Source organism: Lacibacterium aquatile, from assembly GCF_042683105.1.
Taxonomy (GTDB): domain Bacteria; phylum Pseudomonadota; class Alphaproteobacteria; order Elsterales; family Elsteraceae; genus Lacibacterium; species Lacibacterium aquatile.
In genome coordinates, this window is sequence record NZ_JBHUIP010000013.1 from 327,630 (window position 1) to 350,076 (window position 22,447).

Consider the following 22,447-nt stretch of genomic DNA (forward strand, 5'->3'; position numbering starts at 1 on the left):
GATCAAACCTACCACCGCCTTATCTACGGCCTATGGCTTTTTTAATGAGAAAACCTGTGATTGCGCCGGGCCATTCCAAAAGCGGCAGTCGGATCAGCGCCGCCAAGGGTTTCGGCAGTCTGCTGTTGGCGGGCGGGGGGAGCTTCTTTGGTTTCGCTGGGCGGCCAAGCTTCTGTAGGCGCTTTATAACATCTGCTCCCGTCGGAATATTCGGCCGCAGCGCCAACATGTTGTTGGCAGCTGCATTCAGATGCGGCTTTAAAAAAGATTTTAGTATTTCACCTTTGATCTTATTGGTGTTAGCGGGTATTGGCCCGATTTTGTCTAGAAGTGTACGGGCAACAACGTTGGCATCGTGATAACTCTCGACATAAGCTCGGGCACGGGCACCGATTTCCGCTCTCAGATCGGCGTCGACCAACAGCTTTTCCAGCTGTTGTTCGAGTGTATTGGGGTTTGCATTTACGATCGGTATGGACGGATCATCGATATCCGACCGGATATAACTGATCACCGGCTTGCCCAGCGCCATCGCTTCCACAGCCAGCACGCCATACCATCCGGTTAGGAGCTGATCGATCACGATATCGGCATCGGCAATTCGCTGGAGCGCCTCCGAATTGGCAACGCCTTCAATGATATCGAAGTCAAACTGCAGGCCCTTGGCTTGCAAGGCCTCCACGGCAGAAATGATGACCTCTGTTCCCTTGAACCCGCGCCGGGTTGGCGCATGGGCGATCTTTGGCCTCTCGCGGCGGCGGGGTGAGGGTGTCGGTAGAGCATCGAGATCGATGGCGCGCTGGAGTACGTCGGCGTTTGGGACGTAAGTCCCAAGCTCGACATCTGTCACAAAGACGCAATCTGCAAGCCGCGACACGGCCTCGATCTGCAATCGGCGAGACTTATCGGTCATCTTCGACGGATCATCGCCCTCATTCCAACCAAAGGGATTGAGGGTGTTGAATATGTCGTTGATGCGCGCTTCGCTTCCTCTGAAGTGAAAAGCGACTTTATTGCCGACCATCCGGAAGATCAGGAGATCGAGGAAGGAAGGTGTAAGGAATTGCTCCCGCACGTCGTCTCGCAAGGGAATAACCCGAACCAAGGCCCTGGCATGAAGATGTATAACATCAAAACGATGTGCGACCCATAAGGTCTGGCTTGTTTGCTGAGCAATACTTTTGGCAGGCCAAACGATATCGGCCTGGTATTTTAAGCTGTTGGCGCGTGCAACTGTAAGGGATTGCGCGGGATGCCCCAGGCGCCGCAAAGTACGGGCGAGAATATCGGGCTGCCCGGCCGATCCTGCGGGGCCTTGGAATACGCCGCGTGAAGGCCCGTAACCCGTGAGAAGATCGCTCTCGATGTCGCGGATAAGAAGCGAATAATCAATCGGCTGATCAGCTTCATCGCGCAATACTGAGACTTGACGTTGATTGATACCAAAATCTTTGGCCAGATCTTTTTGCAGATTAGAATCCGATAACATCAACCGATCAGGAATGTTGATGTGTTCTCGCTCCGCTTCGATCAAATAATCAACTACTTCGGCGCTATACGCACCGGTATAAGCTTGAGCGAGGCTGCTCACCTCATGAACCCAATAGAAAGGGTTGTCATGATACCGGTCTTTAATGATGTTGAAGCCGATATCCAGACCCACCGCATTCCTTGTATAAAGAATGTCTGGGCAAACCTTCTCAAAAATGGTCTTCATGACCAGAGAGGTGTGTTGAAGGTCCTGATCAGATTCGGGTGACGATTGATTTTTATTCTGAAAAAATATTAAATCAATACAGTCGTTGAAAACTTCATATTCAAATTTATCTTCCTGATCTCGTCTGTTTGCGAGAAAAATCTTATACCCGGAGTCTTTGAATTTTACGGCGATATCTTTGCTGCTAAAGCCGTCTTCATCGCTTCCTGGAGAAATTATTAGGATAGTTTTCTTGAATTTAGTATTTTTGGCGTCGGTCATTATTGAAATATTCTCCGTCGCGCTCGTCAAGATGGCCGTCCGATCAACGGTCTAGCCTCTCTTGACACTCTTATATAAGCGCTTAGCAACATTATAGACTTTGGCGAAGGTTGACGGCGCCGATTTGGTGATCTTTTTCTTTTGAGTGCGAGCGTCGATATTATCCCTGACACAAGCTTCAGACAGAGCACGGGCATAAGCGGCTTCGAAAAGGGTAGCTTCAGCCTTGTCCCGCATCATGGCCTTTTCCCGTTCGTCGGCCGTGGGAGCAGCGCGCGGGGTGGCCAGCAGCTTGGCATAGACCGCTTGCACTTTCTTTTCCTGCTCTTCCCAGGAATAAGTCTGCTTCAGCGTGTTGGTAATCCGTGCGCGAAGCTCATCCTTCCGATTCAGGGCGTCGCTAATGGCTGCAGCACAAGATTCCGCATCATCGGCGATGAAGGTAACCCCGACCCCGTGAGTTTCTACGAAAGCCTTCATGCTCGCGACATCGCTGACGACGACGGGCAGGTCTGCGTGGAGATATTCGAACAGTTTGTTGGGAAGTGCCACTTCACCATTGGGATAATGCAACATGCCGTGAATCCCGACATCCGCCGTGCGGATGAAGGACGTAACCTGATCGCTCGGTACATAGGGGTGGGTATGAATGCGGCCAGTCATGCCTTGAGCTTTGCCGCGCGCCACGAGCTGATCGATATATTTCCCCTGGCTCACGAAAACGAGATGTACATCCTTGAGGCGTGACACGGCGTCAAGGATAGCATCACATCCGCGCAGAGGCTTGGCGCCACCGACGAAGACAACCAGCGGTGCGCCCGCCGGCACGCCGACAGCGGAGCGGACATCAGTTCCTGAGGTCTGGAAAGCGCCAGCGAACGGCGAATTGTAAGTAATGGTCGGTGCCTGGTCGAGCGCGTATCTGTGCTTGAGGATATCCGCCAGAGCATCGCTGACGGTGAAGAGATGGTCTGCAAAATGAAGGTTGTTCCGCTCCCAGCCCAGACAAACGGTCATATAGGCTTCGGCTTCACTGGTGAGGCCGGCTACATATTCATGAAGATCATGCACCCAAGGCACATTGCGCCCGGCAGCGATCAGCGCATCACGCATACTGGCGCCCAAACGCAGACAGAACATATCGTGGGAATGAACAATATCGGGGCGCAGCGAAATGATCTCATTGAGGACCGTACGCATAAAGCCGCCGATCAATAGTCGAAGATCGCGCTCCTCGCCCCAAAGCCCATACCGCTCAAGCTGCTTACCAAAATTCGGTAAGAGAACAACCGGCACGCCTTCAATCTCTCGGCGCTGTGTGCTGCTGTCCTTAGAGACACCAATAATGGTCGCGTCATAACCTGCGTTAATCGCAGCTTGTGCCGTCTTGATTACGCGACTGTCACCTTGAATTCGGTTGAAAACAATCGAAACGATATGTGGTTTTTTTTTCATGTTCATTCCGCCCTTAAACAGCCGGCTTGATATATCCGGTTGAGCGATTAGATGGAACCCCTCTTCAACAAAAAGATTGCCATCCCTTCCGGCCATTCGATAGTAAGGCCGCAATCCATAAAACCAAGGTGATGCTTTGATTCGCATTCTAACCGTCGTAGGCGCGAGACCCCAGTTTATCAAGGCAGCGCCGCTGTCGCTCGAAATGCAGCGTCGTGGGACGATTGAGGAAATATCGGTTCATACCGGCCAGCATTTTGATGAGAATATGTCTGGTATCTTCTTCCGCGATCTCAAATTGCCATCGCCACGGTACAACCTCGGCATTAGCGGTGGCACTCACGGTGTGATGACGGGCCGGATGCTGGAAGCGATTGAGAAAATCCTTCTCGACGAAAAGCCGGATATGATGCTCGTTTATGGCGATACAAACTCTACCCTGGCGGCCGGGCTTGCGGCGGCGAAGTTAAATATACCGGTGGCCCATGTCGAAGCGGGCTTGCGGTCTTTTAATCGCGCCATGCCGGAAGAGATCAACCGCGTGATGGTCGATCATGTCAGTGAGTTGCTTCTCTGCCCCACAGCAACCGCTATCAACCACCTTGCGACCGAGGGCATAACCTCGGGTGTTCATCTGGTCGGCGACCTGATGTTTGATGCGGTTCTTGCCCTTAGTGATGCTGCGGACCGTACGTCGACGATTCACGCTGACCTGGGGCTTGAGCGGAAACGCTACGCAGCGGCGACTATCCATCGTGCGGAGAATACGGATAGTAAGGAACGGCTTGAAGCCGTCATCGAGTATACGCTCGATCAAGCTAATGGCCTGGATGTCGTGTTGCCCCTTCATCCCCGTACTCGCCAGTCCGCGGAGCGGTTGTCCGTGAATCTCGACCGGAAAGGTCTGCGGCTTGTCGACCCGCTCGGCTATCTCGATATGCTGGTACTGAGCAAAGGCGCGGCAATGATCTTCACGGACTCCGGCGGGCTTCAGAAGGAAGCATATTTCCATCGGGTGCCTTGCGTTACTTTGCGTGACGAGACCGAATGGACTGAGACGCTCGACGCTGGTTGGAACCGACTGTGGACGGTGCCTGAATATAAGGCGCGCCGTGAAATCAGCGATTATGGCACCGGGAACAGCGCGGGTTCTATCGTTGACATTCTCGAAGCCTACGGCACGGGTGAGAATTAACTCTATCCAAGTCTGATCAGGGTCCTGCCTCGAGAACGAGGCAGGGTTTCCTCAAATGGCACGACCAGTGATGAAGAGCTCTTTGGCCTGACTTGGATCAATCCGGCCCACGAGATCCGCCTCGAGCTCAATGAATCGGGTCATCAGCTCATCATTTTGGCTGCTGGATGCAAATTTGCTATTCCAATCGCCTGGCAAACCGTCGACGAAATATCGCAGACCCCGCACTGATTGCACGACGTAATTGGAGCGGGCGAGCAAAGCTCGAAGGCTTTTCACGGAATAGAGCGTCCTCACACGGTTGCCGATGGCGCCTGTGCGTTTGTTATTTTCCGAGAAATGATCGGAATTGACCACGGTGAGATGAATTTGGCCGCCGACCCGAAGGGTGGAGCGAAGATTGCGTAACGCCAGTTCCGGATTTTCGAGATAGCAAAGAACGAAGCCAACCCCGATCACATGGTCGAAATTCTTTAAGTCTGCCGGCGGGAGATGGGCATCTCCCTTTACCCAGGTGATCGGATGGCCAGCATAACGTTCCCGCCCGGCATCCAGCATCCCTTGCGAGATATCCATGGCCGTGATCTCAACTTTGAAATCAAGTAGGGCTTCGATCTCCCGGCCGCCGCCGCTTCCGATCAGCAGAACCCGCTGGCCGGGGCGTAGGGCTTCACGGATCCATCGATTTTCGATATCGCGGGTCAGCTTCTGAATTGGGTAAGCATCCCAGATGCCGAAATAACGCTTCGCTAAATCATCGTTGAAGTGTTCTTCAGCTTCGACACTGGCCGGTGCGATGTTGACGGTGGCGTCAGCCGCGGTCGGACGGAGGGGGGGAGGGACGGAATCACCCATCGAGGCAGGAGCATTGGCGATAACCGCAATATCGTCGGCATCCAACCGGATGCTATAGATTTTTCCGCCAGCGTAGCTGTCGCTGTCAGGCAGGGTGAAGTAAACGAGATCGCCTCCCTCTTCTTTGACGACAAGCCTTGCGCCTTCGATGCGGGTTGTCTTTTCAGTCAAATCCGATCGGGTCAATAGGGGCAGGGCGAGGCCTGCCCAGGGGCCGTCTATGCCGCCATCTGGCGCCGAACGCAGCACGCCGAGATCCCACGTTCCCGCTTTTGAGTTCCCGTTATACGTGATCCAAGGGAATCCATTGGCTTGAGGCCAGATGGCTGGGTTGGCCTGGCTTGCGCTATCCCAATTACCCTGAGTGGGCCGATAGATGGGTTCGCCTGCATTGACCGTGTGCCAAATAAGGCCATCTTTGGATCGGGCGGCGAAGATACTGAAGCCAGACCGCATACCTTCACATAAAAGATACCAGCTGCCTGCATGATGAAAGACGAAAGGAAGACCTATCCGACGGCACCCGAAATCGGCTGGAGCTAGTAGGGTAGAGGTGTTGATCTGCCAGTTTTCGCCATCTGCTGTCTCGGCGAAACGAAAACCGCCAGCAGTATCAAAGGCATAATAGAGCCGTATGTTGCCGTTCTCCGTGAGGATCGCACTTGCAGCGGCAGTATAGTCCCCATCGCGGAAAAACGGCTTCTCATCGACCTCCCAGCTTTCGAGATCGTCGCTGGCTGCCCAGCCGACTGTCGTTATACCGCCTTGGATCAACTGCTGGTCACGGGTATTGAAAAATAGCCGGTATTTGCCGCCGAATCGAACGGGCGCGCCGCTGCTGTCGGTGAGCAGTGCGGGATCCCGAACCCCTTGCGCACTCCAATCCTGCCGGCCTTCTAACAAAATGCGATTTGATTGAAGCGCCGGACGACCCGACAGCATCGCGCCTGAGATCTTCTCCTGTTTGACATGCCGCCGCAGAGCTTTTTTGATTGCGGAGTTGTCTGGGTCGATCCGCAAAGCGGCATGCAAGGCGGCAATGGATTTTTGCTGGTTGCCGGAGAGTTCGTAAAGTCGCGCAAGGCCTGCATACCAGGAAGCCTTTGGCTGAGGCATGCTTAGCGCGGTCTCAAATGCGGAGATTGCATCTTGCCGACGACCGGTCTTTTCAAGCAGTTTCGCGCGGTACACTAGCAGGCTTCCATTTGCGCCCTGCGTCGCCAGTGCTTCATCGATTGCCGCAAGTGCCTCCTCGTTCTTGCCGGCCTTCTCCAAGCTACTGGCAAGGTCTCGCAGTTCGAGGGTCGGAGACGGTTTGGCTTTCAGTCCAAGAACTTTCGAAACGAAACGCAGCATAAGCCAATAGACCTCCCGATTAACGCTCGTCGGTCTTACACAACTAAAGGAATTCTTGCTAAGGCTTATTTCCTGCGGGAGCGGAATTTTCGTTGTAGACGCTCGAAGAGCGCAACGGTCTTGCCCGCTGGCGTATTAGCCAGCCTCTCGACCGCAGCCGCTACAGAAATGCTAGAGGCCCAGCGCGTCCGTAGCACGCTCGTGTCTGCTGCTAGTTGCTTTGTTTCTAAGGCGTGTAGAAGCGTCATTTCGGGCAAGGTGCCATCGCTGTTGGTGACTTCCTTTCCGGCATGTCGCAAGGCGACAAGCTCCTCGATCGACGGCCATTTTGCGTCGGATGCGATAATGAAGCGGTCGTATTTCAGCGCCAGCATTGACAGAACACCCGCTCGATCTCCCGGGACTGTCGGGTCAAAATAAAAATCACAAGGCACAGTTGGGGGTTGTTTGCCAACAATACCCAGGTGCTCATTGTCTTCAGCAACAGCCCCTGGGTTACTTGTCAGGAGGATGGACTTGCTGGAAGCCGTTGATCTCAGCAATGAATAATATATTGCCGACAGTTTCTGAGCTTGATGCTCCCAGCAATACTCTTGGCGTAATTCGTTGGTTATTGCATCTTTGAGTTGAGATTTTTCCTCTAGGGCTTTTTGAATGGCGGTTTTGCAGGAGTCGATATTGCCGTGCTCAAAGAGATGGCCGATGCCGTGCCGCTTCACTATCTCGCTTGTCGATACCGCGTCGCTGATAGCTGATGGCAGTCCTGCTTGCAGATAAACAAAGATATTGTTGGGAAGCGCATTCTCGGTGCAGACCTCGATACCAATATCCGCCGTTCGGATGAATGACACAATCTGATCAGCGGGTGTTTGCGCGAAGAGATGGAAACGCTCGCTCATCCGAAGCTTGCGGGCCAATTTCAACAGCTTATCGTTGTGGTTGCTGTCGCCGATCAGGCAAAGGTGGATAGTCGGCAGATCTGAGACTGCCTTGAGGATCAGTTCGCCATCCTGCGCCCGCTCAACCGATCCGACGAGGATGACCAGCAGATCTTGCGTTGAGAGACCAAGAGCGGATCGGACGTCAGGCATTTCTGACGATGTGCTTTGGCTTATAGGCGCATCGTAAATCACGGATGGCGCCCGTTTCAAATGGTATAGGTGTTGAAGCTCAGCAGCGCGTGTTGCGCTGTCCGATATTAGCCGATCCACCTGCCTTAAGTAGCGATGCTCGTACTGACGGAGAGTCTTTGCATGAGCTGAGATGTCTGAAGATGAGCCTGTGTGCTGATCATGGATCCAAAACACGGGCCTTCCGTTCGCCGCGACACGTCGCGTCATCGCCGCGCCAACCCGAAGGCCGATCCCATCGTGCGAATGTAACAGGTCAGGCTTCACTATATCTACGAGCGGCGCGATCCTCGCCACCAGTTCTTCCGCCTGCAACCAAAGCTGGCGCTTGGTCGGATTGTCTGGCCACGCAAGGCTATCTTTCAGATGGGAGACAGGCGAAGGGGCCAGGATGATATCGATATCGTCAATCTTGAACTGTTGAACTGTCTCGCCATGGCCAATGCCTATAATCGTCGCCCGGAAACCAGCCTTTCGGGCGGCCTGGGCGGACTTGAGTGCGCGGGCATTGTTGCCGACATCGCTCGTGGTCAATGAAACAATATGAGGTTTTTTGATACGATAAGACGGTGGTTCCTGGACCGCGGCCCGGGCCAATCCAAATACCAAATGAGATTGATGACGAGGAAGGAAGGCAGCGTCCGATTGAAGCGGCGTGTCTGCTTCCAGATTTTGTCGGATCCACCGCAATGCCAGCTTCTTTAAAGGCGTGTCGCGCACGCTACACGCTACGTGCAGCAACATGCCAATTCCCCAGAGCCGCGCTTTTTGCTGCCTTTTTATGGGTTTCAAGCTTTCATGCCGTGCGAATTCGAATGCTTCCCCTTTTCGAAAAAACTCCCTGAGATACAATAAACAGCGGGAAACCTGTAGATCCATAGCGAGCCATGCCTGCAATTCGATCAGGCCTTGTACAGTATAGGCGGCATGAACCGAATCATTAGGCTGCGCGATTTCGGTACTGTATGACCAGAAATACCCTGATGAGTGTTCCTGACGGTGGGCAATTATATCTTTTGCTGCTGCATGAGCGGCTTCGATGAAGTCAGCGCGCCCGAGGATGTGCCCCAAACGTGCGTATTGTCCCGCTAACATGGAAGTGACATTAAAAACACTCTTGGCATCGTCAGGCTGAGAAGAATAGCTGAAGAACAGGCCGTGAGGCGTTGGAACAGCATATCGCAAATAGTTTTCAAGCGCTGCCTCTGCTTTTGGCAGGCCATAATCGGTATCAAGGAGCGCGCGTACACAAAGAGCGGTGGTTATTCCGTAGATCGTGTCTACAGGGTTTGGCGAGCCATCCGCAAAAGCGTCCCATTCGAACGGCAAACCCCAGCCAACTTCTCCATTCGGACGTAAGGCGTTCTCGCACAGCCACTGGCAGGCGGCCTCAGCTTCTTTCTGAAAGCCGAGCATATGAGCCGAGGAGGCATAGAGAGCATAAGCCATCGGGTGGTCTAGAGAAGCATCTCCAGTAAAACTATCCAGACCTCTTCCCGGATAAGTTTTATCAAATTGAGAGAATACGCCAAGGGCAAGCTCTCTCAGAATTTGTCTACCGATTGCCCCGCTATTCATGCCCGAACTTCCGCCTCTTTTTGCGCCCTTTCTATACGTATCTGTAGAATGATTGAAGACGTAAAATATGAGCGCTTCAAGTGGTGGACGTCTGGGGCTTCTTTTCCAGCACCGCTGTAAAGAACCCATCGGTGCCGTGTTTCTTGGGAGACAGGCGTAGGAAGTCGCCTTCGACCGGGCACTCCGTGCCGATGCGCTCGGCCCAGATCTTGGTCACCGGAACTACCTGGAAATCTGGATGGTCCGCCAGGAAGCCAGCAATGGTCTGCTCGTTTTCCTCCGGCAGGATTGAGCAGGTGGCATAGACGAGGCGGCCGCCGGTCTTCACCAGCTTAGAAGCGGCGGCGATGATCTCGCGCTGCTTTACCTGGAGTTCGGCAATATCCTCGGGCCCGATCTTCCACTTCATATCGGGGTTGCGGCGCCAAGTGCCGGTGCCGGAGCAAGGGGCGTCCACGACCACGCGGTCGAACTTGCCCGCCTGGCGCTTGAACCATTGGGCATGCTCGCCATCGAGCGGGCGACGTTCGGCGTTATGGACGCCGGCGCGGCGTAGCCGCTCGACAGCGCGCATGAGGCGCTTGGCGGAGATGTCGGAGGCGACAAGGCGGCCCTTGTTTTCCATCTCGGCTGCCAGCGCCAGGGTCTTGCCACCGGCACCCGCGCAATAATCCATGACCCATTGGCCGGGCTTGGCGTCGGCGAGCAGGGCGACGAGCTGGCTGCCTTCGTCCTGAACTTCAACGATGCCCTCGTGGAAGGCAGGCAGATTGCCCAGCGCTGGGCGGCCTTCAACGCGGATCGCCAGCGGCGACCAGGGAGCGGCCTCGACGGTCAGCCCCTGTTCTTTCAGCGCTTCCATAGCTGCGTCGCGGTCGCACTTCAGGCGATTGGTGCGCAGATCCAGCGGGGCGTTCTCGTTCAGTGCCGCCAGTTCGGCGTCGTCATTCTCGAAAAGCTCGGTGAGCTTGCCTTCGGCCCATTCCGGGACTTCGAAACGCACCCAGCGCGGCATCTCGGGGTGATCGAGCGGCTGGTCAGCCAGCTTCTCGATCAAGGTCTTTTCCGCGCGCGACAGAGGGGCGGGATGGTGCTTTTCGCCGTCAAAGCTGTCGAGAAACTTCTGCATGCCCCAGTTATCCACCAGGATCAGATCGGCGATCAGGCGGTGGCGTGCAGCAGGCGGCGGGCTGTCTGGCGACCGTTCGAGAATCCGGTTCACCCACCAGTCGAGACGCGCACGACGGCGCAGAATCGCGAACAGCCGCTCGGCCACGCTCGAGCGATCCTTGGACCCGATATAACGCCGCTCCCGGAAATAACGCGAAGCGGCGGCGTCAGCAACGCCACCGCTCGCAATATCTTCCAGCAGTTCGGCGACTGCTTGCAGCCGCGCCCCTGGTTTCACGCCATTAGCCTCCTTGGCGGTAGTTCGGCGCCTCGCGCATGATACCCACGCCATGGACGTGGCTTTCGCGCAAGCCTGCGCCGGTGATCCTGACAAACCGGCAATTGCGGTTCATTTCCGCAATCGTGTGGTTGCCGGTATAGCCCATCGACGCGCGCAAGCCACCAACAAGTTGATGCAGAACCTGACCGACCGGACCCTTATAAGGAACGCGACCTTCGATACCCTCGGGCACCAGCTTCAGGGTATCGTTCACTTCAGCCTGGAAATAGCGGTCGGCCGAGCCGCGTGCCATGGCCCCGACCGAGCCCATGCCGCGATAGGATTTATACGAGCGGCCTTCGAACAGGAAGGTCTCGCCGGGGGCTTCGTCGGTACCGGCCAGCAGCGAGCCGATCATGGCGCAGCTGGCACCGGCGGCAATTGCCTTGGCCAGATCGCCGGAGAACTTGATACCACCGTCGGCGATGACCGGAATGTCGGCCTTCTGGCAGACTTCAACGACATCGGTGATGGCGGTCAGCTGCGGAACGCCGACACCGGCGACAATGCGCGTGGTGCAGATCGAGCCCGGGCCGATACCGACCTTTACGGCATCGACGCCAGCATCCATCAAGGCCTGAGCAGCTGCGGCGGTGGCGACGTTACCGGCCATGACCTGGGTCGAATTGCGCAAGGCGCGGACCTTACGGACGGTTTCCAGCACGCGGGCCGAATGACCGTGGGCCGTATCGACGACCACCATGTCGGCGCCGGCATCGAACAGAGCCTCGGCGCGGGCAATACCATCATCGCCGCTGCCGACGGCAGCGGCGACGCGCAGGCGACCGTGCTCGTCCTTGGCGGCATTCGGGAAGCGCTGGGCCTTCTCGATATCTTTCACCGTGATAAGGCCGATGCAGCGATAGGCATCGTCGACCACGATCAGCTTTTCGATGCGATGCTGATGCAGCAGGCGGCGAGCGTCGTCGCGGGTGGTGCCTTCCTTGACGGTGACCACGTCCTTGGTCATCAGTTCGGCGACCGGCTGCAGCGGGTTCGACGCGAAGCGCACGTCGCGGTTGGTCAGGATGCCGACCAGCTTCCCCGAGGTCTCGACAACGGGAATGCCGCTGATGCCATGCTCGGCCATCAGGCCCAAAGCGTCGGCGAGGCTGCGTTCCGGGGTGATGGTGACCGGCGAGACGACCATGCCGCTCTCGAACTTCTTCACCTTGCGGACTTCAGCGGCCTGACGGTCGATATCCATATTGCGATGAACGACGCCCATGCCGCCTGCCTGGGCCATGGCGATGGCGAGGTTGCCTTCGGTCACGGTATCCATAGCGGCGGAGATCAAGGGAATACCCAGCGTTATGGAGCGCGTCACCCGCGTGGATGTATCGACCTGGGCTGGCAGCACGTCGGACGCGGCCGGTTCCAGCAGGACATCATCAAAGGTGAAAGCATCGCGGATAATCATCGCGGGGGCACTCCGTCGGGGGCTGTCGTCGCAAACCCGGCGCGGTCGGCACGGGGTACAATCCCCGGCACCTGCTCCGGTGCGGCATAATACACAGGGAAATCGATTTGCCAAGTTTGCGTCCCATGCATGCCGCAAAGCCCTTCCATGCTAGTTTTGACCGACCGGACAGAAAGGGAGCTATGAATGGCCATGACCCCAAGCCTTGAGACCGCCAAGAAACTCAAAGCGATTCCTGATGAGGAAGCCTGGAGTTTGATCCGCGACTATCAGAAGGAACTGCAATTGCTTCAGCAGGTCTATCTGGCGGGCGGGCAGCGGGCCATCATTGCGCTTGAGGGATGGGATGCAGCGGGCAAGGGTGGTCTTATCCGTCGGATCGCCTGGGCCATGGACCCTCGGTCTCTCTTCGTCTGGCCGATCTCGGCGCCGAACGAGGTGGAGCGTCGCCAGCATTACCTCCAGCGTTTCTGGGAGCGGCTGCCGCTGAAGGGCCAGTTCGCGATTTTCGACCGCACCTGGTATGGCCGCGTGCTGGTGGAACGGGTGGAAGGCTTCATCGAGAAGCCGACCTGGAAGCGTGCCTATGGCGAGATCAATGATTTCGAGAAAGCACTCATCGATGACGGCGTGCACCTGATCAAGATCTTCCTGCATGTCAGCCGCAAGGAACAGCACCAGCGTTTCTGCGACCGGATGGAAGATCCTTTGAAGCGCTGGAAACTCTCGACCGAGGACATCCGCAATCGTCGCCAGTGGGACAACTACGAAGTCGCTATCGACGAGATGTTCGAAAAGACCTCCACGGCCATCGCGCCCTGGGAAGTCATCTATGCCGATGACAAGCGCGCTGCCCGTGTTGCGGCGATGCGGTACATCACCCGCGAGCTTTCCAAGGGCCTGGATCTCACCCTGCCGTCACTTGATCCAGAAGTGGAGAAGGCACTTCGGGCGGAGGATTAATAATTACCCGGATAAAATAATTGATCGAATAAAACCCGGATGATATTCGTCTGCGTCTGATTGACGAGGAGTGGATGATGAAGGGCGAGGAGCGGCAGGCGGCTGTGGCCGACTATAAGGAGCGGAAATCTGCAGGGGCGGGGATCTATGCCGTCCGCTGCCCCAACACCGGTGAGGTCTGGGTGGGGCGTGCACCGAATGTCGACGCGATCCGGAACCGTATCTGGTTCTCCCTGCGTCAGGGTGCTGCCAAGCCGGCGAGCTTGCAGGCCGCCTGGAACAGGAACGGGGAGGGGGGGCTCACGCTTGATATACTGGAGCGTATCGATCCCGAGGAACTGAGCCCCCAGAGGCGTCTTAAGGATCGTCTGGCTTTCTGGGCGGCGGAGCTCAGAGCAGAGGTGGTTTGAAATGCCATCCGTCATCTCGGCTCTAAGGCCGGGATGACGGCTATATCATTGAGGCGACGCTTTTAGCGTCCCTTGAACCCCGTCGCGACCACATACATCTCGCTGCTTTCGGCGCGCGAGGCAGCGGGCTTCACATGACGGACTGTCTTGAAGTTCTGCTTCAGGGTGTCGAGAAAGTCTTTTTCAGCCCCGCCCTGGAACACCTTGGCCAGGAAGGTGCCGTTCGGTGCCAGGACTTCAATCGCAAACTCCAGCGCCGCCTCGGCCAGGCCCATGACGCGCAGGTGATCGGTTTTCGGATGGCCGACGGTGGGGGCGGCCATATCGCTCATCACCACGTCGGCAGGCCCGCCCAGCAGGCCCTTCAAGCGGTCGGGAGCCTCGGGCGTCATGAAATCGCACTGGAAGGTCTCTGCGCCCGGCACGACGTCCATCTCCAGGATATCGAGGCCAACGACAAGGCCACGGGCACCCTTGGCGCCCACGCGCTCGACCGCGACCTGGGTCCAGCCGCCCGGCGCAGCGCCGAGATCCACGACGCGCTTGCCGGGGCCGAGGAACTTCACCTTGTCGTCAAGCTGAACCAGCTTGAAGGCGGCGCGCGAGCGATAGCCGAGGCGCTGGGCTTCGGCGACATAGGGATCGTTCAGCTGGCGCTGCAGCCAAAGGGTGGAGGAGTGCGAGCGCTTGGCGGCGGTTTTCACCCGCACGGCGGCGCCACGTTTGGCCGGAGTTTTGCCGCGACCGCTGGCCGTCATGAATAGCTTCCTTCGTTGACGAGGGTCGGGGCGGGGACGCCCATCAGACCCAGAAGAATACCCTCGCGCACGCCGCGGTCGGCGATCCGGAGCGATCCCACCGGCCAGCGTGCACATAAGGCATCCAGAATAGCACAACCCGCGACGACCAGATCGGAGCGCGCCCGACCGATGCAGGGGTGAGCGTGGCGAACCTCCTCCTCCATTGTCCGCACCTTCAGCGAGACGGCGGCAAGGTCGGAGAAATTCAGAGTGATGCCATCGACCTTGGAGCGGTCATATCGCGGCAGATCCAGGTGAATGCCTGCCAGGGTCGTCACGGTGCCGCTGGCGCCCAGCATCTGAACGTCGCCACGCGCGACAGCGGCCTGGATCGTTGGGCTTGCGGTGAAACCATCCAGGAACTGCTCCACCCGGGCCCGCATGCGCTCGTAAGCCTTGGGGGTGGGGAGGTCTGGCTCCTCGGCCTCGGCGAGATTGACAACGCCGAGCGGCATCGACGTCCAGGCATGGACGATGGGGGCCTGCCCGGGGCGCTGCTCTAGCCAGATCAGTTCGGTGGACCCGCCGCCGATATCGAAGACCACGGCATAGGGCTTGTGAGGCCTCAGCAGAGCGGCGCAACCGGCAAGCGCCAGCAAAGCCTCTTCCGCCGGATCGATGGTTTCCATCTCCAGGCCGATTTCCTGCGCGACCCGCGCCAGAAATGCCTGACCATTGCTGGCGCGGCGGCAGGCTTCGGTTGCCACCACGCGCAAAGCTCGCGGACGATGGCGGCGGATCTTGGCCGCGCAGACCGCAAGGGCGGACAATGTCCTCTCCTGGGCTTCTTCGGACAAGGCGCCGGTTGCGACAAGCCCTTCGCCAAGACGCACGATCCGCGAAAAGGCATCGACGACATCGATGCCCGTTTGCGTCGATCCGGGGGAGATCCCCGGCTCTTCTCGGCGCCGCGCGATCAGCAGGCGGCAATTGTTTGTCCCCAAGTCCAGTGCGGCAAACAGGCCGTCACCTGGGGCCTCCGCCGCAGAACCACGCTGGGCGGACGGGTTGGTCATAACTGTCATAACGGCACTTTAGCGATACAGTCTCAAGAAGGCGAGAGAGCAGCTTGGAATGGGATCATGGCATTTTCCGCTTGTCAGAGACGTTGGCCTTTGCTATCCACCCGCCACCGAGGCGCTGATGGCGCTTCCGGCCCCAGCTGGTGGGGAATCGTCTAATGGTAGGACAGCGGATTCTGACTCCGCCAATCGTGGTTCGAGTCCACGTTCCCCAGCCACTCCTCAGATATATCAATCTGGTTTCGCGGTTTTGCCGATTGTCTGCTGGGGCGGCTGATGAAACGTCGGCTGACGTGTCCGAGCGACTGTGGTAATAGCCTCGGCTGCGAGACGGCGATGATTCACGGGTTGGATAATGAAGCGAAGCTCGGCACTGAAAGTTCAAGGTCGCGTGATTTTTGCGATCATCATGCGGGAGATTAAGATCCGCTATGGTCGTCAGCGTCTTGGCTATCTTTGGGCTGTCATTGAGCCATTGGTCTATATCGTCTCAATCCTGATTATCTTCGATGTGATGGGGCGCAAGATTCGCTCGGGCCTGCCTCTGGCGCCGTTTGTCGTCAGTGCTGTCGTGCCGTTCCTGACGTTCCGTAACACCGCCCAGCGCGTCATGATGTCCAGTCACAATAATCGCGCGATTCTTGCGTATCCGCAGATTAAAGTGATGGATATCATTATTGGCCGCACCCTGCTGGAAATAGCGAATTCTTTTTGTGTGCTGATGATATTCATCGCCGGAATGACGCTGACTGGGCTTTCGCCATGGCCGTCGAATATTTTGGGCGTGGTGATGTCGGTTTTCCTCGCCGCTTTTCTGGGTATGTCCCTCGGTTCTGTTTTGAATACGATCGGCCAATATACAACCTCGATCGAGAAGATATTTCCTCCGATCTTGCGAGTCATGGTGTTGTTCTCCGGCCTGTTTTATACGGCCGCCGAGTTGCCGGGAGTTATCCGGGATATTCTGCTGATGAACCCGATTTTTCACGTAATTGAATATTCTCGTGAAAGTTATTTCGAGAATTTGCGGGTTTTTGCTGACATACCTTTTATTTTCTATTGCGGCGTGCCCCTGCTGTTCATCGGATTTATCACAGAAAAGACCGCGTCGCGTCAGGCCACGTTGGAGTAGTCATGGTTCGTCTCGAAGAGGTCTATAAATATTTCAAGACCACCCAGGGTCGGAAAATTATCCTGGACAACGTCTCGCTCGAGTTACCAACAGACCGGAATATCGGCTTCATTGGAAAAAATGGTGCTGGTAAGTCGACGCTGGTTCGTATCTTGGCCGGTTCGATGGCGCCGAACTCCGGGAAGGTTACCCGGTTGGTACGTATGTCCTGGCCTCTTGGCTTCGTCGGCGGCTTTCCGAACAGCTCAACTGCTTATGACACAATTCGGTTTGTGTCGCGCATCTATGGCGAAGATTGGCGCCGCATCTTGGAGCGTGTCGAGGAATTTGCCGAATTGGGCGATTATCTTGATATGCCTATTGCGACATATTCGTCAGGTATGCGCTCGCGGCTCGTCTTTGGCCTGTCCTTCGCTATCGATTTCGAATGTTATCTGATGGACGAAATTCTCGGCGTTGGTGATGCGCGGTTCCGTCAGCGTGCTGATGCATTGATGACGGAACGCTTTAAATATTCCAAAATGATCTTGGTTTCCCACAATCCGAATCAGTTGATTAAATACTGCAAGTCTGGCGTCGTTCTTCAAAATGGTAAGTTGACGTACTTTGAGGATGTTCGAGACGCGTTGAAATATTACGAACAGACCAATAATGTTTCGCTGGCTGCGACTTCAGAAGAGATTTGACGGTAGACGGAATTAAAGCGCGAGTATCCGATCCCGCATCTGTTGGCCTAGGCGAGCTGCGGAAAGCGGAACGTCTTCGCCGCTTTGGATCGATTGTTGCCATAAAAGATATCGTGTGTCGGTAGACCGTATATCCGCCGCCTTAAAGATATGCGGGAAGCTGGGCAGGTGGTCGCCGTAATAGGCAAGAAGTCCGCCGCGGTCTTCGGCCTCCAGAAAATCGGCAAGTTGGCCCAGCATCCGATCGCCGGATCGCAGATGCTGGAGATAAATGGAAAAATCCGATCTCTCCTTCTCCTGGCCAACCACGTCTGCAACAGTCGCTGGATCTCCAGGGAGGCGACCATGTGTCCAGGGACCGTGATTTTCGATGGTGATAATGAAAATGAACAAGGGCTCCTGGCGACTGTGGGCAAGCCGGATCGCATAGTCTGCAAGGGCAGTATCGGCGATATATGGGCCCTGGCGCGCGGCATCCTTGAAATAAGTTAAATCGTGGAATTCGTGAAAACCGAGGTTCGGATAAATAACGTCGCGCCCAAAAAAGGCTGCGGGGTAGGGGTGCAGGCAGATGGTCCGATACCCCTTGCTGCGGGCTACCCATGCGAGACTGTCGAGCTGCTGCCGGGCAAGCGCGTAATAGGGATTGAAGCGGTCGTACCCGAGAGCGGCTTCCTCCAGCCCGCTCAGGAAGCCAAATTCCGCCCGCATGGTATTTGCGCCCCACCCGCCCACGGCCAGCGGCCCATGGGCACTTTGAGGCGCGAGCCGATCAAAATTTACCAGCAGATCGTGAGGCAAGCCTCCACGCAAAATACGTGGATCGAAAAAGCTTTCCGCCTGGACGGCGATGACCGTCGGTAAGCGGCTTGCCGGTCCGACAGGCGGTATCGTCTTGGGGGCGAAACGGTGCTGACGCCCAGGGCGTTCATCGCGGGCGATATAAGCATAGCGGGGAAGGTTGCCGAAAAGGCCGAAGCGCGGCAGGTCTATCTCGGGGTCACCGGTCGGTTGCTCTGCGCGGAAGCGATCTGCTAACCGGTTCACCGGCCGTGGAGACTGGATGGCCAGTGCCGACAGGACGATCAGCACAAAGCCTGTAGCCTCGCCTAACCATCCGGACCAGATCGGCTGCTCCTGCCACAGGAGTAAGCCTAATATGATCGCGGTGATTATGGTCGCCCCTGCTGCGCGACCATATCCAAGATAGGCGATATAGAGCTGCGGGTGCTTGATCGCCAGCTTGGCAAGAGACAGGTCGGAGAAAACCAGAGGCTCCCGCAGCACGCGAAATTTCACCCTGCTGACGATCCCAAACAATAGCAGTGTTGCCACCGTTGCTATTCCTGACAGAACCGGGCGGGCAGTTATTAGGGTTACAAGGATCCAAACAACCGCCGTCAAGGCCAGATCGAGGTGCAACTGGGCTCGAACCCCTGACCGCTTCAATGGGGCGACGGCGAGCATTCGGGCGAAAAGCCAGCCAAAACCGACCAAGCCGGCGCCAAGCCAGAACGAGAGGGGAATCATGACTGTCGAGGCGAATCGTTGCCGCTAGAAGGTGCGGTCATGGCTCGATGATCGAGAGACCGGAAAAATTACCGTCCAGGACAGCATCCGCATTGGTGAACACGGGCTTAAGGGGAGCGGCTTCGATCTGTCGGATCGCATGGCGGATTCCGAGCTGAATCCCGGCACGGGTGTAAAAATTGCCGTTCAACTGGGTCTGGGCAGCGATGACGCGGCGGAAAGCCTTATAAAGGTTCTGATCAGCCCTTTCCCCTTCAAGCCAGAAGCTGTCAAGGGATCCCTGATAGGTTAAACCCGGCATATTATAGATCGGGTTTGAGAGGGTGATCGTCGGGCAATGGTGGTGGATGCCGGACAAGCCCACCGTGCTGTTGACAACGATCAGTCCACGAGACGCGTCCAGCAAGGAAGGCAAGTGCCCACCATCTATGAAGCGCACGCGACTGCGCACGCCTAATTTACGGGCGATGTCGCGGGTTGTCGCGCGATGATTGATCAGGCCGTTGTCGAGCGGGTGATTCTTGACGATCAGGAAGGAGTCTTTTGGGGCGTGTGCCGCAAAAGATGCAACGGTCTTCTCGATAACCTCCGTCATGCCGCTAAAGGGAGAATGAACCCGGATCTGATAGTCGCTGTCCAATTGCAGGGCCAGCACATAGGCGCGGCCAGGGACCTGCAGGCAGCTATCTATGATACGGGCGGCATGGGTACGATTGCTTTTCGTCTTCAGGAGGCGCCGCATCCACCCCGAATATTCTACAAAGGCATTAAACGGGCGGTGGGTCCGGTAACCGCCGTAAAAGGGCGTGCTCAGCAGAGTGAGGCTGTTCCAGATGATATCATCGATAACGCGGCGCAGCATCCCGCCAGCAACCGGCTGAGGGATCGGAATCTCCGGCAGTTTCTCAGCTTCTTTCAGATAATAATCCGGCTCACGGGGCAGCTTCGAATAGCCATTGACCCCATGGGGTTCCAGCGTGATCCAGTTTGGACGCAGATACCCTTCCTCGAAGACATGAACAGCAATTCCGCGTGCTTCGGCTGCGCGAATGGCTGGGCGATGGACTTCCCGGCAATCGCCGAACAGCAAAATGTCGGTGATCTGCTCGGTCTGTAGCAGACGTTGGATATAGCGAGGCCAAGCGGCGGCACCGCCACTATAGTTGATAGCGCCTTGATTTCGCCAGAACCAGCGGTCGCCTGCGGAGAAATTGACGCGCAGAACCTTATGTCCCCGGCTTAGCAGAGACGCTCCAAGATCGCTGAAAAACATACTGGCGACACCTTGGAGGACCAAGATGTTACGTTTGCTAGGCGCCGGATAGTCGGCCAGGGAGAACTCATGTTCCACGGTTTTTAGCCTTATCGCCAACTACTTTTGACCGGCCGAAGGACCAGATCGCTTCGCGCAGTCCCCGCCGGCCTGCACCGATGTTACGCCGCAGCCATGTGGTTACCGTAGGTGGCGGTCGATAGCCAGTTACAAACCGCTCAATAACTTGTTCTGGGGAACAGGGCAATCCCGTAACGGGGTCCACGTAACGCGGATAAAGAATCAAGGTTGCGGCAACCAATTGATCCAGGGTGAGTTGGCGGTTCCGGCGGGCAACCGGCAGAAGATCCACGGTCAAGCCCCAGCCCGCGTAAAAGGGCTGACCGTAACAATGCACGATCTTGTCGCGCAGCAATGCTTCAAAGCCGACCAGTGACGTCATTGTGTGAACTTCATCGGCCGCGCGTGTTAGTGACGCCGAGGAGATATCCCGTGCGATGGCGTTGGCATATTGAAGAGCTTCAGAGTCGGGGATCGCACCGATGCGGTGACCGGCGTCGACGTCCGGATGGGGTTTGTAGACTATAAATGCTTCGGGGGCCGCTGCTCGTACGGCCTTCAGTAGGCTCAGGTTGGTCTGGATCCGTGGTGAACCGAACTGCACCGAGCGGTCGTTCTCCACCTGTCCTGGAACAAAAATCCGCCGCGCATCGGCTCCAGGCCAAGCAATGCTGTTCGACGAACTTCCGACATTATATTTGGTAATATCGTTATGGACCAGAATGCTGCGCAGCTTGGCCGCCCGCGCGCAAATGTCTTCTGCCAATGGGTCGGTCAGCAGGATATGCTCGAGATCTGACGGCTGGCGCGGGTCGAAATATAGCCCACGTTTATCGACGACCAGGGAGGATGCAGGTATGAAGTCTGCTCCCAGGCCGACGGAACGAAGAAAGCCATCCTCCATTCGAGCAAGAGGGACATTTCGCGCCGCTGCTTTCTCGGCGAGGTCGCCCGGTTGTTTGGAGGCCCATACGACGATCCTGCCCTGATGTTTCTGGCTCCAGGCGAGCGCACTGTCGGCGCTATCGAAGAAATGTGCCTTGCCTTCGGTGGAGCGTAGAAACTTCGCGACTTGCGTTCGTTTCCAGCGCGACATGCCGACTGCGGCTATCGGGGTACGGTTCTCGTCGTTGGTCCGACGCCAGAGCCCAAGCGTCTCAACCGTCTCCTCGAAACTGGACGGCAGATTGTCGAAGGGGTTGGCATACCGGCAGTAGTGCAGATAAGCCGCTGCGAAGATATCCGTGACTGTCCGTTTGACGGTCCGCCTTTCGCAGGTGACCTCGTCCCGGGTGACGCCCCATCCGGCGTAAAAAGGCATGCCGAAGCAACGCACGGGCAGGCCCGCAATCGCCGCTTCGAATCCCATCTGACTGGTGACGACGTAGACTTGATCGACCCGGTCCAGTAATGACCAGGGATTGCAGCTCTGATCAATAAGGGTGCAGTTCCAGCGTCGTGCCCAATCGGCCAAATGCCCCTGGCGACGTCCGGCAGCGACATCGGGATGAATCTTGACGATGATTTCCGCACTCGGATTTTCGTCTTTGGCAGCTTCTAGCATGTGCTTAAAGCTGCTTTTTGATGCTAAGCCATAGATAATGGAGGCGTCGCCAGCCGTCTGGTCAACAACTAGGATCCGTTCCCTGTCGCCACGGGACAGCAAGGCCTCATCCATTTCGGGGGCTGCGTTATATTTAGACAAACGCTGATGGCGCAGTAGGGCCATCCCTGCCTCCGCGCGGGCTATATCCTCTCCGCCTGCGCCAGCCGAGATCAGAGTTTCTAAGTCGGACGGGAAACGGGCATCATAATAGATGCCGGTTTTGTCAACCAACAGGCTCAAGGCGTCAGCTCGGCGTACACCAAGATCCAGCGAACGCAGAAACCCATCCTCAATGGCGAAATAAGGAAGCTTCTGCTTTTCGGCAAGCTTCATCGCTCTGAGGCTGGTTTTCTTGCGACCCCAGCCGATGATTGCATCCACGCCTTGTGTATTGCCGCTAATCCTGCCGATTTTGATCAAAGCGCCCGCTTCCGGCAGGCAGGCTGCGAATAGCCTGTTCTTACGCAGAATCGTGCTTTGACAATATCCCAGGCGAAGCGGCTTATCCGGCGAAAAACTCACATTAAAGATCCATGTATGTATAACGG

At 56.6% G+C, this 22,447-nt stretch carries 16 protein-coding genes and 1 tRNA gene; 6 read left to right on the forward strand and 11 right to left on the reverse strand.

The genetic code is table 11. The features are described 5' to 3' along the window. Positions 1–19: 19 nt before the first annotated feature. Both ACFSM5_RS16795 and ACFSM5_RS16800 read right to left on the reverse strand, forming a co-directional pair. Positions 20–1,978 carry a glycosyltransferase gene (locus tag ACFSM5_RS16795; protein ID WP_379877658.1) on the reverse strand — a complete coding sequence of 653 codons (1,959 nt, stop codon included), beginning with the start codon at positions 1,976–1,978 and terminating at the stop codon, positions 20–22. Positions 1,979–2,029: 51 nt separating this feature from the next. Beyond that, positions 2,030–3,580, reverse strand: coding sequence for a glycosyltransferase family 4 protein (locus tag ACFSM5_RS16800; RefSeq protein ID WP_379877659.1), 1,551 nt, complete (start codon positions 3,578–3,580; stop codon positions 2,030–2,032). Between ACFSM5_RS16800 and wecB the strand changes: the two genes are divergently transcribed. After that, positions 3,570–4,628 carry a non-hydrolyzing UDP-N-acetylglucosamine 2-epimerase gene (wecB, locus tag ACFSM5_RS16805; protein ID WP_379877660.1) on the forward strand — a complete coding sequence of 353 codons (1,059 nt, stop codon included), beginning with the start codon at positions 3,570–3,572 and terminating at the stop codon, positions 4,626–4,628. The two genes, ACFSM5_RS16800 and wecB, sit on opposite strands and share 11 nt — an antisense overlap. 51 nt (positions 4,629–4,679) lie before the next feature. On the opposite strand, the gene ACFSM5_RS16810 is transcribed toward wecB, so the two are convergent. The 4 genes from ACFSM5_RS16810 to guaB all read right to left on the reverse strand — a co-directional run bounded on the left by ACFSM5_RS16810 (position 4,680) and on the right by guaB (position 12,417). Continuing rightward, a complete protein-coding gene (locus ACFSM5_RS16810) occupies positions 4,680–6,839 on the reverse strand; it encodes a methyltransferase domain-containing protein (protein ID WP_379877661.1) in 2,160 nt (719 codons plus the stop codon). A 65-nt stretch (positions 6,840–6,904) separates the two neighbouring features. After that, the gene (locus tag ACFSM5_RS16815) at positions 6,905–9,547 is read right to left on the reverse strand and encodes a glycosyltransferase (RefSeq protein WP_379877662.1); all 2,643 of its coding nucleotides are present in this window, start codon (positions 9,545–9,547) and stop codon (positions 6,905–6,907) included. A 76-nt stretch (positions 9,548–9,623) separates the two neighbouring features. After that, the gene (locus tag ACFSM5_RS16820; protein WP_379877663.1) at positions 9,624–10,955 is read right to left on the reverse strand and encodes an RsmB/NOP family class I SAM-dependent RNA methyltransferase; all 1,332 of its coding nucleotides are present in this window, start codon (positions 10,953–10,955) and stop codon (positions 9,624–9,626) included. 4 nt (positions 10,956–10,959) lie between these two features. After that, positions 10,960–12,417 (reverse strand): IMP dehydrogenase, encoded by a 1,458-nt coding sequence (guaB, locus tag ACFSM5_RS16825; RefSeq protein ID WP_379877664.1) that lies wholly within the window; start codon positions 12,415–12,417, stop codon positions 10,960–10,962. A 186-nt stretch (positions 12,418–12,603) separates the two neighbouring features. Between guaB and ACFSM5_RS16830 the strand changes: the two genes are divergently transcribed. Together ACFSM5_RS16830 and ACFSM5_RS16835 are read left to right on the forward strand one after the other, a co-directional pair. Beyond that, a complete protein-coding gene (locus ACFSM5_RS16830; protein ID WP_379877665.1) occupies positions 12,604–13,380 on the forward strand; it encodes a polyphosphate kinase 2 family protein in 777 nt (258 codons plus the stop codon). Positions 13,381–13,457: 77 nt separating this feature from the next. After that, on the forward strand, positions 13,458–13,790 hold the full coding sequence (locus tag ACFSM5_RS16835) for a GIY-YIG nuclease family protein (protein ID WP_379877666.1): 333 nt from the start codon (positions 13,458–13,460) through the stop codon (positions 13,788–13,790). 62 nt (positions 13,791–13,852) lie between these two features. Here ACFSM5_RS16835 and ACFSM5_RS16840 read toward each other — a convergent pair whose 3' ends face one another. Together ACFSM5_RS16840 and ACFSM5_RS16845 are read right to left on the reverse strand one after the other, a co-directional pair. Then, positions 13,853–14,548: an RlmE family RNA methyltransferase gene (locus tag ACFSM5_RS16840; protein ID WP_379877667.1), complete on the reverse strand. Its 696-nt coding sequence runs from the start codon at positions 14,546–14,548 to the stop codon at positions 13,853–13,855. Next, positions 14,545–15,615, reverse strand: coding sequence for a Ppx/GppA phosphatase family protein (locus tag ACFSM5_RS16845; protein ID WP_379877668.1), 1,071 nt, complete (start codon positions 15,613–15,615; stop codon positions 14,545–14,547). The genes ACFSM5_RS16840 and ACFSM5_RS16845 overlap by 4 nt, the downstream gene beginning before the upstream one ends. A 141-nt stretch (positions 15,616–15,756) precedes the next feature. Here ACFSM5_RS16845 and ACFSM5_RS16850 point away from each other — a divergent pair. From ACFSM5_RS16850 to ACFSM5_RS16860, 3 genes are all read left to right on the forward strand, one after another. Beyond that, positions 15,757–15,830 (forward strand) — tRNA-Gln (locus ACFSM5_RS16850). 137 nt (positions 15,831–15,967) lie between these two features. Further along, positions 15,968–16,744 (forward strand): ABC transporter permease, encoded by a 777-nt coding sequence (locus ACFSM5_RS16855; RefSeq protein ID WP_379877669.1) that lies wholly within the window; start codon positions 15,968–15,970, stop codon positions 16,742–16,744. A gap of 2 nt (positions 16,745–16,746) precedes the next feature. Continuing rightward, positions 16,747–17,430: an ABC transporter ATP-binding protein gene (locus ACFSM5_RS16860; protein WP_379877670.1), complete on the forward strand. Its 684-nt coding sequence runs from the start codon at positions 16,747–16,749 to the stop codon at positions 17,428–17,430. A 12-nt stretch (positions 17,431–17,442) separates the two neighbouring features. On the opposite strand, the gene ACFSM5_RS16865 is transcribed toward ACFSM5_RS16860, so the two are convergent. The 3 genes from ACFSM5_RS16865 to ACFSM5_RS16875 all read right to left on the reverse strand — a co-directional run bounded on the left by ACFSM5_RS16865 (position 17,443) and on the right by ACFSM5_RS16875 (position 22,421). Continuing rightward, positions 17,443–18,765: an LTA synthase family protein gene (locus ACFSM5_RS16865; RefSeq protein ID WP_379877671.1), complete on the reverse strand. Its 1,323-nt coding sequence runs from the start codon at positions 18,763–18,765 to the stop codon at positions 17,443–17,445. Between the two features lie 232 nt (positions 18,766–18,997). Beyond that, positions 18,998–20,311, reverse strand: coding sequence for a capsule biosynthesis protein (locus ACFSM5_RS16870; RefSeq protein ID WP_379877673.1), 1,314 nt, complete (start codon positions 20,309–20,311; stop codon positions 18,998–19,000). After that, the gene (locus ACFSM5_RS16875) at positions 20,301–22,421 is read right to left on the reverse strand and encodes a capsular polysaccharide biosynthesis protein (RefSeq protein WP_379877674.1); all 2,121 of its coding nucleotides are present in this window, start codon (positions 22,419–22,421) and stop codon (positions 20,301–20,303) included. Before ACFSM5_RS16875 ends, ACFSM5_RS16870 begins: the two co-directional genes overlap by 11 nt. Positions 22,422–22,447 lie beyond the last annotated feature (26 nt).

What these genes read in the sequence shown, in the direction of transcription:
- ACFSM5_RS16860 (WP_379877670.1), top strand. Translation starts at nt 16,747, where the DNA reads ATGGTTCGTCTCGAAGAGGTCTATAAATATTTCAAGACCACCCAGGGT.
- ACFSM5_RS16795 (WP_379877658.1), bottom strand. Translation starts at nt 1,978, where the DNA reads ATGACCGACGCCAAAAATACTAAATTCAAGAAAACTATCCTAATAATT.
- ACFSM5_RS16810 (WP_379877661.1), bottom strand. Translation starts at nt 6,839, where the DNA reads ATGCTGCGTTTCGTTTCGAAAGTTCTTGGACTGAAAGCCAAACCGTCT.
- ACFSM5_RS16815 (WP_379877662.1), bottom strand. Translation starts at nt 9,547, where the DNA reads ATGAATAGCGGGGCAATCGGTAGACAAATTCTGAGAGAGCTTGCCCTT.
- ACFSM5_RS16855 (WP_379877669.1), top strand. Translation starts at nt 15,968, where the DNA reads ATGAAGCGAAGCTCGGCACTGAAAGTTCAAGGTCGCGTGATTTTTGCG.
- ACFSM5_RS16835 (WP_379877666.1), top strand. Translation starts at nt 13,458, where the DNA reads ATGAAGGGCGAGGAGCGGCAGGCGGCTGTGGCCGACTATAAGGAGCGG.
- ACFSM5_RS16845 (WP_379877668.1), bottom strand. Translation starts at nt 15,615, where the DNA reads ATGACAGTTATGACCAACCCGTCCGCCCAGCGTGGTTCTGCGGCGGAG.
- ACFSM5_RS16800 (WP_379877659.1), bottom strand. Translation starts at nt 3,580, where the DNA reads ATGCGAATCAAAGCATCACCTTGGTTTTATGGATTGCGGCCTTACTAT.
- guaB (WP_379877664.1), bottom strand. Translation starts at nt 12,417, where the DNA reads ATGATTATCCGCGATGCTTTCACCTTTGATGATGTCCTGCTGGAACCG.
- ACFSM5_RS16840 (WP_379877667.1), bottom strand. Translation starts at nt 14,548, where the DNA reads ATGACGGCCAGCGGTCGCGGCAAAACTCCGGCCAAACGTGGCGCCGCC.
- ACFSM5_RS16830 (WP_379877665.1), top strand. Translation starts at nt 12,604, where the DNA reads ATGGCCATGACCCCAAGCCTTGAGACCGCCAAGAAACTCAAAGCGATT.